This window comes from Escherichia sp. UTM R2, assembly GCF_048593455.1.
Lineage (GTDB): Bacteria > Pseudomonadota > Gammaproteobacteria > Enterobacterales > Enterobacteriaceae > Escherichia > Escherichia coli.
This window is the reverse complement of the sequence record NZ_JBFWDY010000002.1, coordinates 2,684,191-2,698,297: the sequence shown is the minus strand read 5'-3', so window position 1 is coordinate 2,698,297 and position 14,107 is coordinate 2,684,191. Positions and strand designations below refer to the sequence as shown.

General features: G+C 52.5%; 12 protein-coding genes. 10 read left to right on the top strand and 2 right to left on the bottom strand.

The window, feature by feature from the left end; all coding sequences use genetic code 11:
• Positions 1–79 precede the first annotated feature (79 nt).
• The 6 genes from flgG (at position 80) to flgL (ending at position 6,337) form a co-directional block, all read left to right on the top strand.
• Positions 80–862: a flagellar basal-body rod protein FlgG gene (gene flgG / locus AB4H76_RS13930; RefSeq protein ID WP_000625837.1), complete on the top strand. Its 783-nt coding sequence runs from the start codon at positions 80–82 to the stop codon at positions 860–862.
• Between the two features lie 52 nt (positions 863–914).
• Positions 915–1,613: a flagellar basal body L-ring protein FlgH gene (gene flgH / locus AB4H76_RS13925; RefSeq protein WP_001295442.1), complete on the top strand. Its 699-nt coding sequence runs from the start codon at positions 915–917 to the stop codon at positions 1,611–1,613.
• Positions 1,614–1,624: 11 nt separating this feature from the next.
• The gene (flgI, locus tag AB4H76_RS13920; protein ID WP_000589326.1) at positions 1,625–2,722 is read left to right on the top strand and encodes a flagellar basal body P-ring protein FlgI; all 1,098 of its coding nucleotides are present in this window, start codon (positions 1,625–1,627) and stop codon (positions 2,720–2,722) included.
• Positions 2,722–3,663, top strand: a complete 942-nt coding sequence (gene flgJ, locus AB4H76_RS13915; RefSeq protein WP_001295441.1) for a flagellar assembly peptidoglycan hydrolase FlgJ — start codon at positions 2,722–2,724, stop codon at positions 3,661–3,663. The genes flgI and flgJ overlap by 1 nt, the downstream gene beginning before the upstream one ends.
• 65 nt (positions 3,664–3,728) lie before the next feature.
• Positions 3,729–5,372, top strand: coding sequence for a flagellar hook-associated protein FlgK (gene flgK / locus AB4H76_RS13910; protein WP_000096480.1), 1,644 nt, complete (start codon positions 3,729–3,731; stop codon positions 5,370–5,372).
• 11 nt (positions 5,373–5,383) lie between these two features.
• Positions 5,384–6,337, top strand: a complete 954-nt coding sequence (gene flgL / locus AB4H76_RS13905; protein WP_001212776.1) for a flagellar hook-associated protein FlgL — start codon at positions 5,384–5,386, stop codon at positions 6,335–6,337.
• A gap of 195 nt (positions 6,338–6,532) precedes the next feature.
• Here the strand turns inward: flgL and rne are convergent, their stop codons facing one another.
• Positions 6,533–9,718 carry a ribonuclease E gene (gene rne, locus AB4H76_RS13900; RefSeq protein ID WP_000827409.1) on the bottom strand — a complete coding sequence of 1,062 codons (3,186 nt, stop codon included), beginning with the start codon at positions 9,716–9,718 and terminating at the stop codon, positions 6,533–6,535.
• 572 nt (positions 9,719–10,290) lie between these two features.
• Here rne and rluC point away from each other — a divergent pair.
• Positions 10,291–11,250, top strand: a complete 960-nt coding sequence (gene rluC / locus AB4H76_RS13895) for a 23S rRNA pseudouridine(955/2504/2580) synthase RluC (RefSeq protein WP_000846343.1) — start codon at positions 10,291–10,293, stop codon at positions 11,248–11,250.
• Positions 11,251–11,361: 111 nt separating this feature from the next.
• Here the strand turns inward: rluC and yceF are convergent, their stop codons facing one another.
• Positions 11,362–11,946 (bottom strand): 7-methyl-GTP pyrophosphatase, encoded by a 585-nt coding sequence (yceF, locus tag AB4H76_RS13890; protein ID WP_001125202.1) that lies wholly within the window; start codon positions 11,944–11,946, stop codon positions 11,362–11,364.
• A gap of 198 nt (positions 11,947–12,144) precedes the next feature.
• On the opposite strand from yceF, the gene yceD reads away from it, so the two are divergent.
• From yceD to plsX, 3 genes are all read left to right on the top strand, one after another.
• Positions 12,145–12,666, top strand: coding sequence for a 23S rRNA accumulation protein YceD (gene yceD / locus AB4H76_RS13885; RefSeq protein ID WP_001174481.1), 522 nt, complete (start codon positions 12,145–12,147; stop codon positions 12,664–12,666).
• Between the two features lie 51 nt (positions 12,667–12,717).
• On the top strand, positions 12,718–12,891 hold the full coding sequence (rpmF, locus tag AB4H76_RS13880) for a 50S ribosomal protein L32 (protein WP_000290727.1): 174 nt from the start codon (positions 12,718–12,720) through the stop codon (positions 12,889–12,891).
• A gap of 80 nt (positions 12,892–12,971) precedes the next feature.
• Entirely contained in the window at positions 12,972–14,042 is a 1,071-nt protein-coding gene (gene plsX, locus AB4H76_RS13875; protein WP_000197578.1) for a phosphate acyltransferase PlsX, read from the top strand.
• The last annotated feature ends 65 nt before the right edge of the window (positions 14,043–14,107 follow it).

Here is a 14,107-nt window from a genome sequence, read left to right as displayed (position 1 = left end):
GTAGGCCGGATAAGGCGTTTACGCCGCATCCGGCAAGAAGACATATGCACTTTGTCACTAATCCACTACAGGACATTTTATGATCAGTTCATTATGGATCGCCAAAACGGGCCTTGACGCCCAGCAAACCAATATGGACGTCATTGCCAACAACCTGGCAAACGTCAGTACTAACGGTTTTAAGCGTCAGCGCGCGGTGTTTGAAGATCTGCTTTATCAAACCATTCGCCAGCCGGGGGCACAGTCTTCCGAACAAACCACCTTACCCTCCGGATTACAAATCGGCACGGGGGTACGCCCGGTCGCCACTGAACGCTTACACAGCCAGGGAAACCTGTCGCAGACCAACAACAGCAAAGATGTCGCGATTAAAGGGCAGGGCTTTTTCCAGGTGATGTTGCCAGATGGTTCATCAGCCTATACCCGTGACGGCTCTTTCCAGGTGGATCAGAACGGGCAGCTGGTGACGGCTGGTGGTTTTCAGGTGCAGCCAGCGATCACCATTCCGGCGAATGCGTTAAGTATCACCATCGGTCGTGATGGCGTGGTCAGCGTAACCCAACAAGGCCAGGCAGCTCCGGTTCAGGTTGGGCAGCTCAATCTCACCACCTTTATGAATGACACCGGGCTGGAGAGCATTGGCGAAAACCTCTACACCGAAACGCAATCCTCTGGTGCACCGAACGAAAGCACGCCGGGCCTGAACGGCGCGGGACTGCTGTATCAAGGGTATGTTGAAACGTCTAACGTCAACGTGGCGGAAGAACTGGTCAATATGATTCAGGTGCAACGCGCTTACGAAATCAACAGTAAAGCGGTGTCCACCACCGATCAGATGCTGCAAAAACTGACGCAACTCTAAGGCTTAACCGGTGGCAGGTTCACCGGTTTACTGATTTTTGAAGATGATAGCCATGCAAAAAAACGCTGCGCATACTTATGCCATTTCCAGCTTGTTGGTGCTTTCACTAACCGGCTGCGCCTGGATACCCTCCACGCCGCTGGTGCAGGGGGCGACCAGTGCACAACCGGTTCCCGGTCCGACGCCCGTCGCCAACGGTTCTATTTTCCAGTCTGCTCAGCCGATTAACTATGGCTATCAACCGCTGTTTGAAGATCGTCGACCACGCAATATTGGCGATACGCTGACCATCGTGTTGCAGGAGAACGTCAGCGCCAGCAAAAGCTCCTCTGCGAATGCCAGCCGTGACGGTAAAACTAATTTTGGCTTTGATACTGTGCCGCGCTATTTGCAGGGGCTGTTTGGTAACGCTCGTGCCGATGTCGAAGCCTCCGGTGGTAACACGTTCAACGGAAAGGGCGGGGCCAATGCCAGCAATACCTTTAGCGGCACGTTGACGGTGACGGTTGACCAGGTACTGGTCAACGGCAACCTGCATGTGGTGGGTGAAAAACAGATTGCCATTAATCAGGGTACCGAATTTATTCGCTTCTCTGGCGTGGTTAATCCACGCACTATCAGCGGCAGCAATACCGTACCGTCTACTCAGGTGGCGGATGCGCGCATTGAATACGTAGGCAATGGCTACATTAACGAAGCGCAAAATATGGGCTGGTTGCAGCGTTTCTTCCTTAACCTGTCGCCAATGTAAGTGAGGCTGTGGTGATTAAATTTCTCTCTGCATTAATTCTTCTACTGGTCACGACGGCGGCTCAGGCTGAGCGTATTCGCGATCTCACCAGTGTTCAGGGGGTAAGGCAAAACTCACTGATTGGCTATGGTCTGGTGGTGGGGCTGGATGGCACCGGTGACCAGACAACCCAGACGCCGTTTACCACACAAACGCTTAATAACATGCTCTCACAGCTGGGAATTACCGTTCCGACGGGCACCAATATGCAGCTAAAAAACGTCGCTGCGGTAATGGTGACAGCGTCACTTCCTCCGTTTGGACGTCAGGGGCAAACCATCGATGTGGTGGTTTCTTCCATGGGAAATGCCAAAAGCTTGCGTGGAGGTACGTTGTTGATGACACCGCTTAAGGGCGTTGACAGTCAGGTGTATGCGCTGGCGCAGGGCAATATTCTGGTTGGCGGCGCAGGAGCCTCCGCTGGCGGTAGCAGTGTTCAGGTTAACCAACTGAACGGTGGACGGATCACCAATGGTGCGGTTATTGAACGTGAATTGCCCAGCCAGTTTGGCGTCGGGAATACCCTTAATTTGCAACTTAACGACGAAGATTTCAGCATGGCGCAGCAAATCGCTGACACCATCAACCGCGTGCGTGGATATGGCAGCGCCACCGCGTTAGATGCGCGGACTATTCAGGTGCGCGTACCGAGTGGCAACAGTTCCCAGGTCCGCTTCCTTGCCGATATTCAGAATATGCAGGTTAATGTCACCCCGCAGGACGCTAAAGTAGTGATTAACTCGCGCACCGGTTCGGTGGTGATGAATCGCGAAGTGACCCTCGACAGCTGCGCGGTAGCGCAGGGGAATCTCTCAGTAACAGTTAATCGTCAGGCCAATGTCAGCCAGCCAGATACACCGTTTGGTGGTGGACAGACTGTGGTTACTCCACAAACGCAGATCGATTTACGCCAGAGCGGCGGTTCGCTGCAAAGCGTACGTTCCAGCGCCAGCCTCAATAACGTGGTGCGCGCGCTCAATGCGCTGGGCGCTACGCCGATGGATCTGATGTCCATACTGCAATCAATGCAAAGTGCGGGATGTCTGCGGGCAAAACTGGAAATCATCTGATGATCAGCGACAGCAAACTACTGGCAAGTGCGGCCTGGGATGCGCAATCACTCAACGAACTAAAGGCGAAAGCGGGCGAAGATCCGGCGGCAAATATCCGTCCGGTGGCCCGTCAGGTGGAAGGGATGTTCGTGCAGATGATGTTGAAAAGCATGCGCGACGCTTTACCAAAAGATGGCCTGTTCAGCAGCGAGCACACTCGCCTGTATACCAGTATGTATGACCAGCAGATTGCCCAACAGATGACGGCGGGCAAAGGTCTGGGGCTTGCAGAGATGATGGTTAAACAGATGACGCCAGAACAACCATTGCCAGAGGAGTCCACGCCAGCAGCACCGATGAAATTCCCGCTCGAAACTGTGGTGCGTTATCAAAATCAGGCGCTTTCGCAGCTGGTGCAAAAGGCCGTGCCACGTAACTACGATGATTCGCTGCCGGGTGACAGTAAAGCATTCCTCGCGCAACTCTCGCTGCCCGCCCAACTGGCAAGCCAGCAAAGCGGTGTGCCACATCATTTGATCCTCGCTCAGGCGGCACTGGAATCTGGTTGGGGGCAACGGCAAATCCGCCGCGAAAACGGCGAGCCGAGCTATAACCTGTTTGGTGTCAAAGCCTCTGGCAACTGGAAAGGGCCAGTTACTGAAATCACCACGACTGAATATGAAAACGGCGAAGCGAAGAAAGTAAAAGCGAAGTTTCGCGTCTACAGCTCGTATCTGGAAGCCTTGTCGGATTACGTTGGGCTGTTAACGCGTAACCCGCGCTACGCCGCCGTGACGACCGCCGCGAGTGCGGAACAGGGGGCGCAGGCCCTACAGGACGCGGGCTATGCCACCGATCCTCACTATGCCCGCAAACTCACCAACATGATTCAGCAGATGAAATCGATAAGCGACAAGGTGAGCAAAACCTACAGTATGAACATTGATAATCTGTTCTGAATAACTCAAGTCCGGCGGGTCGCTGCCGATAATACTCTGTAATTGAAGGCTTATAAGGAACCTCCATGTCCAGCTTGATTAATAACGCCATGAGCGGACTGAACGCGGCCCAGGCGGCGTTAAATACGGCAAGTAATAATATCTCCAGCTATAACGTTGCCGGATATACCCGCCAAACCACTATTATGGCGCAGGCCAATAGCACGTTGGGCGCTGGCGGCTGGGTTGGCAATGGTGTCTACGTTTCTGGTGTGCAGCGTGAGTATGATGCGTTTATTACCAACCAGTTACGTGCGGCGCAGACGCAAAGTAGCGGTCTGACTGCCCGCTATGAGCAGATGTCGAAAATCGACAATATGCTCTCCACCAGTACCTCTTCGCTGGCAACACAGATGCAGGATTTCTTCACCAGCCTGCAAACGCTGGTGAGTAACGCGGAAGACCCGGCAGCGCGCCAGGCGCTGATTGGGAAATCAGAAGGATTGGTGAATCAGTTTAAAACCACCGATCAATATCTGCGCGACCAGGACAAACAGGTCAATATCGCGATAGGTGCCAGCGTTGATCAGATCAACAACTACGCTAAACAAATTGCCAGCCTGAACGATCAAATCTCGCGCCTGACAGGCGTGGGGGCAGGGGCGTCACCTAACAATCTGCTGGATCAACGCGATCAACTGGTGAGCGAATTAAACCAGATTGTTGGTGTAGAAGTCAGCGTTCAGGATGGCGGCACTTATAACATCACGATGGCCAATGGTTACTCACTGGTTCAGGGAAGTACGGCGCGGCAACTGGCGGCAGTTCCTTCCAGCGCTGACCCTTCTCGTACGACTGTCGCTTATGTTGATGGGACGGCAGGCAATATTGAGATCCCGGAGAAATTACTGAATACCGGGTCGCTGGGCGGCATTCTGACATTCCGTTCTCAGGATCTGGACCAGACGCGTAATACGCTTGGACAACTGGCGCTGGCATTTGCCGAGGCTTTCAACACCCAACACAAAGCCGGATTTGATGCTAACGGCGATGCCGGTGAAGATTTCTTTGCTATCGGTAAGCCCGCGGTTCTGCAAAACACGAAAAACAAAGGTGACGTTGCGATCGGTGCCACGGTAACTGATGCCTCCGCGGTACTGGCGACAGATTACAAAATCTCGTTCGATAATAATCAGTGGCAGGTCACCCGCCTTGCCAGCAATACCACTTTTACGGTGACGCCGGATGCCAACGGTAAAGTGGCATTTGATGGTCTGGAGTTGACGTTTACAGGAACGCCTGCCGTTAACGACAGCTTCACGCTGAAACCAGTAAGTGACGCCATCGTCAACATGGATGTATTAATCACCGACGAAGCGAAAATCGCGATGGCGAGCGAAGAAGATGCGGGTGATAGCGACAACCGCAACGGTCAGGCCCTGCTGGATCTGCAAAGCAACAGTAAAACGGTGGGCGGTGCGAAATCCTTTAACGACGCTTATGCCTCGTTAGTGAGTGATATCGGTAATAAAACCGCGACGTTGAAAACCAGTAGCACCACGCAAGGTAATGTGGTGACGCAGCTTTCCAATCAGCAGCAGTCGATTTCCGGTGTCAATCTCGATGAGGAGTACGGAAATCTGCAACGTTTTCAGCAGTATTACCTGGCGAATGCGCAGGTTCTGCAGACGGCAAACGCGATTTTTGATGCGCTGATTAACATTCGCTAAGGGGAGATAAGATGCGTTTCAGTACCCAGATGATGTACCAGCAAAACATGCGTGGCATCACCAATTCTCAGGCAGAATGGATGAAGTACGGCGAGCAGATGTCGACAGGTAAGCGAGTCGTTAACCCTTCTGACGATCCCATTGCAGCATCACAAGCCGTAGTTCTCTCCCAGGCACAGGCGCAAAACAGCCAGTACACGCTGGCACGTACTTTCGCCACTCAAAAAGTGTCACTGGAAGAGAGTGTACTTAGCCAGGTCACCACTGCTATCCAGAATGCTCAGGAAAAAATTGTCTACGCCAGCAATGGCACCTTGAGTGACGATGACCGGGCCTCGCTGGCTACGGATATTCAGGGGCTTCGTGACCAGTTGCTGAATCTGGCGAACACCACTGACGGTAACGGGCGTTACATTTTTGCCGGTTATAAAACAGAAACTGCGCCGTTTAGTGAGGCTAACGGTGATTATGTCGGCGGAACAGAAAGTATTAAGCAACAGGTCGATGCTTCGCGTTCGATGGTGATAGGGCACACGGGTGACAAAATTTTCGACAGTATTACCAGCAACGCGGTAGCGGAACCAGACGGTAGCGCTTCTGAAACCAATCTTTTTGCCATGCTGGATAGTGCCATCGCAGCCCTGAAAACGCCGGTCGCGGATAGCGAAGCGGATAAAGAAACCGCCGCTGCGGCGTTAGATAAAACCAACCGCGGACTGAAAAACTCGCTGAACAATGTGCTGACTGTTCGCGCGGAATTAGGCACGCAGCTGAACGAACTGGAGTCGCTGGATTCATTAGGTAGCGATCGCGCTTTAGGGCAAACGCAGCAGATGAGCGATCTGGTTGATGTGGATTGGAATGCAACTATTTCATCTTACATCATGCAGCAAACGGCATTGCAGGCATCGTATAAAGCATTTACCGATATGCAGGGATTGTCGCTCTTCCAGCTCAACAAATAATTTCGCTTTAAAATATATCATGAAACTGGGTATGTTTTGTCTGCCTGCTCTGGGATCGCTGGGGCGGGCATTTTTTTGCCTATTTTGCATTGTTGGTTAGCAAGGATGCCATTCGATGAATTTTAATATGTTGATTCAAAGATGAAATAAAAAAGCCCTGGCAGTTACCAGGGCTTGATTACTTTGAGCTAATTATTACTCAACAGGTTGCGGACGCGCAGGAGCGGCAGAGGCATGATGTGTTGCCGTATGACCACCTGCGGCACCTTTACCTTCGAAGGCAAAAGTAGGGCGCTGCCAGTCACTGTGACGCGGTGCCTCCGGAACATATTCCGGTGCTGGAGCGCGCGTCATTGGCGCGGTAGCGTGGTTATGCTCAACGGTGACCTCAGGTTCGACCGCAGCTACCGTTTCAACTTCTGCTGCGACTTCAGCGACTACTGGCGCGGCAGGTTGAGCAACAACTTCAGGTTCAGCAACTACAACCTCAGCAGTTTCGACAACTTCTTCAATATCTGCCGTCTCTTCCTGCGGTTCAACCACCGGTTCTGCTTGTTCTGCAACTTCCTGGGCTACGGCAACATCAGACTCGGTAATCACCTGCGGCTGTTCAGTTACCGCGGCAGCAATCACTTCAGGATGCGTCGTTTCAACCACTTCCGGTTGCGGTTCGGCAACCTGAACGGGGGCTTCTACGACACCGGCCACTTCTTCAACAACTGGCGCGCTAACAACCGGTTCGATAGCGGCGGCGACAGGGACCTCAGTCACCATCGGCTGCACATGTACTTCTTCCTGTTCGCGCTGCTCTTCAACCTGTACATCTTGCGGACGTACAATTGGATAGCGGATCCAGACTTTGCCAGAGGCCAGTTCCGGAGACGCGCACGCTACGGTCAACGGCATTGGCGACTGGGTTGGATAACGCTCGTCACGATAGCGACGACGACGCTGACCACTTACGCGCAGGTGACGAGGCGAGCGGCGAGAACGACGCGGCATGCCACCGTTGTCACGGTTATCAGCATTGTTCTCTTCTTGCTGTTCTGGTGCAGTTTGCGCTACGACTGGCAGCGGGACTTTCACCAGTTCTGTGCGTGGAGCTGGCGCTTCCTGAACAATTGGTTCGGCAGCGACAGTTTCTTCAACCACCGGTGCGACTACCGCTTCTTCGGCTACGCTTTGCTCGTAACGCACTTTCTGATTGAGCTGACGCTGTTTACGACGCGGCTGAACCGGACGTACACGTTCTTCCTGTTCGGTTTCCTGAACAGATTGCTCTTCAACATTCAGCGCCTTCGCTTCTTGTTGCGCCTGACGTTTATCATCATTACGGCGGCGGCTACGTTCACGACGCGGCGCTTGCTGCTCGTCGGTGGTACGCGCTTTTTCCGTTACCTCAGCCTGCTGACGGCTCTCACGCGTCTCGGCAGTCTGCTGCTGTGCCTGGCGACGATTACGACGGTTTTCTTCGCGATTATCGCTGCCTTCAGTACGTTCACTACGGGTGTCGCGGCGCTCATTACGGTCACGGCGGTTGTTCTGACGAGGCTTGCGACGATCCTGTTGACGTTCCGGTTTCGCTTCTGCTTTCGGTGTTGGTTGCTCGGACGGTTTGGTTTCTTCACCACCGCTGAACAGCGCTTTCAGTGCGCCGAAGAAGCGGCTCAACAGCCCAGGTTGGGCAGGAGCGGCTGGTGTTGCCGGTGCAGATTTAGGTGCTGGGGCTACGACAGGCGCGGCAGGTTCAGCTGGGGTTGGCGCTGGCGGCACATCCGGCATGGCAAAGGTTGCCAGCGCAGGTTGTTCCGGACGCTTACGTTCAGCGAACTCTTCTTCAGACGGCAGCGCCATCGCTTCTTCATGCAGCTTCGGCAGCATGTAGCTTAAGGTCGGCGTTTCTTCCCCTTTACGCACGCGCAGCACGTGGTAGTGCGGGGTTTCCATCTGATCGTTTGGCACAATCACGCAGCGAACACCGTCCTGACGCGTTTCAATGGCATTCACCGCAGAACGTTTTTCATTCAGCAGATAAGAAGCGATTGGCACAGGAACAATGGCGTGAACTTCCTGGGTGTTCTCTTTCAGCGCTTCTTCTTCGATCAGACGCAGAATAGAGAGCGACAGCGATTCGTTGTCACGCACGGTACCGGTACCGGAGCAGCGCGGGCAGACGTGATGGCTGGATTCACCCAGTGATGGGCTCAGGCGCTGACGGGACATTTCCAGCAGGCCAAAGCGAGAAATATGGCTGATTTGAATACGCGCACGGTCCTGACGCACCGCTTCACGCAGACGGTTTTCTACCGCACGCTGGTGGCGTACTGGCGTCATGTCGATGAAGTCGATAACAATCAGGCCGCCGAGGTCACGCAGGCGCAGCTGACGAGCAATCTCATCGGCAGCTTCGAGGTTAGTGTTAAACGCGGTTTCTTCGATATCGCCGCCGCGGGTCGCGCGTGCGGAGTTGATGTCGATGGCCGTTAACGCTTCGGTGCTGTCGATAACAATGGAACCACCAGACGGCAGACGAACTTCACGCTGGAAGGCGGACTCGATCTGTGACTCGATCTGGTAGTGGCTGAACAGCGGGATCTCGCCGGTGTACAGTTTGATTTTGCTGCTGAAATCCGGGCGACCTAATGCAGCGATATGCTGACGTGCCAGTTCGAGCACTTTCGGGTTATCGATAAGGATTTCGCCGATGTCCTGACGTAAGTAATCGCGGAATGCGCGAACGATTACGTTGCTCTCCTGATGAATCAGGAACGGGGCCGGGCGGCTTTCAGCGGCTTTTTTGATGGCTTCCCAGTGTTTCAGACGGAAGCTTAAATCCCATTGCAGCGCCTCAGCAGATTTGCCGACGCCAGCGGTGCGCACGATAAGCCCCATGCCTTCCGGCAGTTCAAGGCTTGCCAGTGCTTCTTTTAATTCGGTACGGTCGTCGCCTTCGATACGGCGAGAAATGCCACCCGCGCGCGGGTTGTTCGGCATCAGAACCAGATAGCTACCCGCCAGACTGATAAAGGTGGTTAATGCCGCGCCTTTGTTGCCGCGCTCTTCTTTATCGATCTGAACAATGACTTCCTGACCTTCACGCAACACATCTTTAATGTTGGGACGACCATGAGCACTGTAGTTAGCAGGGAAATATTCGCGGGCAATTTCTTTTAGTGGGAGGAAACCGTGACGTTCAGCGCCGTAATCAACAAAAGCAGCTTCCAGACTCGGTTCAATGCGGGTGATTTTACCTTTGTAGATGTTTGCCTTTTTCTGCTCGTGCCCTGGACTTTCGATATCCAGGTCATACAGACGCTGCCCATCTACAAGGGCAACGCGCAACTCTTCCTGCTGAGTTGCGTTGATTAACATTCTTTTCATCGTAACTTACTCATTATTCTTACATTGACGACTAAGCTGCGGGCAAAGTAACGCCTTTCCGGGTGTGAACCGATGGCCTCGTGTCTAGTCGCGTCGCCAACCTCACGGTTATCGTCAGCTCAAAGAGGCGCAGAGTGTCGGTTGCCCGTTTTTCATGCGGAAAAACAGCGCAATTATCAAAGAAACAGACTGGGTATTACTCTCCAGAAATATTTCCATCTACCGGTAAGGACTGCAACCCGCAGCCCGCTAACTGCCTGAAAGATCAATACGTCTTACGCCATTGCTGCGTGGATGATCGGTCGGGCAAAATGGGTTATTCCGTAAAATTTCTTGTTTTAACAAGGATGGACACGGAAACGGCCTCATTATTCCACTGCAAGCCTTGTTATAGCAAGATGACTTTTACCATTTATCACCCGCTTACTCACAGTTTTTTCACTTCTTGCTGGTGATTGGTTTAATAACCATCAATAAAGTGATCACGCAGTGAAGTAATAAGGTGCAAAAGTAAATATAAGCATAGAAAAATGAGTGGCGCGAATCCTGTTGGCTAATTAGAATCGCCAACCATGAAAACAGAGACTCCATCCGTAAAAATTGTTGCTATCACCGCTGACGAAGCGGGGCAACGTATCGATAACTTTTTGCGTACCCAATTGAAAGGCGTACCAAAAAGTATGATTTACCGTATTTTGCGTAAAGGCGAAGTGCGGGTGAACAAAAAACGTATTAAGCCTGAATATAAACTCGAAGCGGGTGATGAGGTGCGTATTCCACCGGTTCGCGTTGCTGAGCGGGAAGAAGAGGCGGTTTCGCCACATCTGCAAAAGGTGGCGGCGCTGGCGGACGTCATCTTATATGAAGATGATCACATCCTGGTGCTGAATAAACCTTCCGGTACGGCGGTACATGGCGGCAGTGGTTTAAGCTTCGGCGTTATTGAAGGTTTGCGGGCGTTGCGCCCGGAAGCGCGGTTCCTTGAACTGGTTCATCGTCTTGACCGGGACACCTCAGGTGTTTTGCTGGTAGCGAAAAAACGCTCGGCGTTGCGTTCTCTGCATGAGCAATTACGTGAAAAAGGGATGCAAAAAGATTACCTGGCGCTGGTGCGCGGTCAGTGGCAGTCGCATGTGAAGAGCGTTCAAGCACCGTTACTGAAAAATATTCTGCAAAGCGGCGAACGTATCGTGCGTGTGAGTCAGGAAGGCAAACCGTCGGAAACACGCTTTAAAGTGGAAGAACGCTATGCATTTGCCACCCTGGTGCGTTGTAGCCCGGTAACAGGGCGTACTCACCAGATCCGTGTGCATACACAATATGCGGGTCATCCGATTGCCTTTGACGATCGCTACGGTGACCGTGAATTTGACAGGCAGCTCACTGAAGCAGGCACGGGATTAAATCGCCTGTTCCTGCACGCTGCAGCGTTGAAGTTTACTCATCCGGGGACCGGTGAGGTGATGCGTATCGAAGCTCCGATGGATGAAGGTTTGAAGCGTTGTTTGCAAAAGCTGCGTAACGCGCGCTAATACAAGCATATAAACCTGATAATGGGCGGTTGGCCTGATAAGGCGTTTACGCCGCATCAGGCCGCCAGCACCGATTGCCGGATGCGACGTAACCACATCCGGCGCAAACAACTATCCCATCAGCGGGTTTTTCCCTTCCCGACGTAACATCTGACACAGCGCGATTAGCGGTAAACCAACCAGCGTGTTAGGATCACGCCCCTCTAAACGCTCAAACAGCGTAATGCCAAATCCTTCACTCTTAAAGCTACCCGCGCAGTGCAGGGGATGCTCTTTACGCACGTAATTATCAATCTCCGCCTCGCTCAGGTGACGGAAATGGACGTCAAAAGGCTCCACTTCTGTTTGCAGATGCCCATTCGCCGAATTAAACAACGCCAGTCCAGTATAGAAGGTGACGATATTGCCGCTGGCTTTGCGTAATTGCAGACGGGCATTTTCTTCCGTTAACGGTTTACCGGTGATTTCGCCATCAAGAACACATACCTGGTCTGAACCAATAATTAAATGATCCGGATAACGTGACGCCAGAGATTGCGCTTTTTCTTGTGCCAGTCGAAGCACCAATTGTCGCGGTGATTCGTCGCTGCGTGGGGTTTCGTCGACCTCTGGTGCTGCACATTCAAAAGAGATTTGCAGTTTTTCCAGAAGAGCGCGACGCCATGGCGAGGTGGAGGCTAAAATAAGTTTAGGCATATTTTTTTCCATCAGATATAGCGTATTGATGATAGCCATTTTAAACTATGCGCTTCGTTTTGCAGGTTGATGTTTGTTATCAGCACTGAACGAAAATAAAGCAGTAACCCGCAATGTGTGCGAATTATTGGCAAAAGGCAACCACAGGCTGCCTTTTTCTTTGACTCTATGACGTTACAAAGTTAATATGCGCGCCCTATGCAAAAGGTAAAATTACCCCTGACTCTCGATCCGGTTCGTACGGCTCAAAAACGCCTTGATTACCAGGGTATCTATACCCCTGATCAGGTTGAGCGCGTCGCCGAATCCGTAGTCAGTGTGGACAGTGATGTGGAATGCTCCATGTCGTTCGCTATCGATAACCAACGTCTCGCAGTGTTAAACGGCGATGCGAAGGTGACGGTAACGCTCGAGTGTCAGCGTTGCGGGAAGCCGTTTACTCATCAGGTCTACACAACGTATTGTTTTAGTCCTGTGCGTTCAGACGAACAGGCTGAAGCACTGCCGGAAGCGTATGAACCGATTGAGGTTAACGAATTCGGTGAAATCGATCTGCTTGCAATGGTTGAAGATGAAATCATCCTCGCCTTGCCGGTAGTTCCGGTGCATGATTCTGAACACTGTGAAGTGTCCGAAGCGGACATGGTCTTTGGTGAACTGCCTGAAGAAGCGCAAAAGCCAAACCCATTTGCCGTATTAGCCAGCTTAAAGCGTAAGTAATTGGTGCTCCCCGTTGGATCGGGGATAAACCGTAATTGAGGAGTAAGGTCCATGGCCGTACAACAGAATAAACCAACCCGTTCCAAACGTGGCATGCGTCGTTCCCATGACGCGCTGACCGCAGTCACCAGCCTGTCTGTAGACAAAACTTCTGGTGAAAAACACCTGCGTCACCACATCACTGCCGACGGTTACTACCGCGGCCGCAAGGTCATCGCTAAGTAATCACGCGTCTGCGTGATGAAGCTTAGTGAGGATTTTCCCCAGGCAACTGGGGAAAGACCAAACCGGGCGGCGACGATACCTTGACACGTCTAACCCTGGCGTTAGATGTCATGGGAGGGGATTTTGGCCCTTCCGTGACAGTGCCTGCAGCATTGCAGGCACTGAATTCTAATTCGCAACTCACTCTTCTTTTAGTCGGCAATCCCGACGCCATCACGCCATTACTTGCTAAAGCTGACTTTGAACAACGTTCGCGTCTGCAGATTATTCCTGCGCAGTCAGTTATCGCCAGTGATGCCCGGCCTTCGCAAGCTATCCGCGCCAGTCGTGGGAGTTCAATGCGCGTGGCCCTGGAGCTGGTGAAAGAAGGTCGAGCGCAAGCCTGTGTCAGTGCCGGTAATACCGGGGCACTGATGGGGCTGGCAAAATTATTACTCAAGCCCCTGGAGGGGATTGAGCGTCCGGCGCTGGTGACGGTATTACCACATCAGCAAAAGGGCAAAACGGTGGTCCTTGACTTAGGGGCCAACGTCGATTGTGACAGTACAATGTTGGTGCAATTTGCCATTATGGGCTCAGTTCTGGCTGAAGAGGTGGTGGAAATTCCCAATCCTCGCGTGGCGTTGCTCAATATTGGTGAAGAAGAAGTAAAGGGTCTCGACAGTATTCGGGATGCCTCAGCGGTGCTTAAAACAATCCCTTCTATCAATTATATCGGCTATCTTGAAGCCAATGAGTTGTTAACTGGCAAGACAGATGTGCTGGTTTGTGACGGCTTTACAGGAAATGTCACATTAAAGACGATGGAAGGTGTTGTCAGGATGTTCCTTTCTCTGCTGAAATCTCAGGGTGAAGGGAAAAAACGGTCGTGGTGGCTACTGTTATTAAAGCGTTGGCTACAAAAGAGCCTGACGAGGCGATTCAGTCACCTCAACCCCGACCAGTATAACGGCGCCTGTCTGTTAGGATTGCGCGGCACGGTGATAAAAAGTCATGGTGCAGCCAATCAGCGAGCTTTTGCGGTCGCGATTGAACAGGCAGTGCAGGCGGTGCAGCGACAAGTTCCTCAGCGAATTGCCGCTCGCCTGGAATCTGTATACCCAGCTGGTTTTGAGCTGCTGGACGGTGGCAAAAGCGGAACTCTGCGGTAGCAGGACGCTGCCAGCGAACTCGCAGTTTGCAAGTGACGGTATATAACCGAAAAGTGACTGAGCGT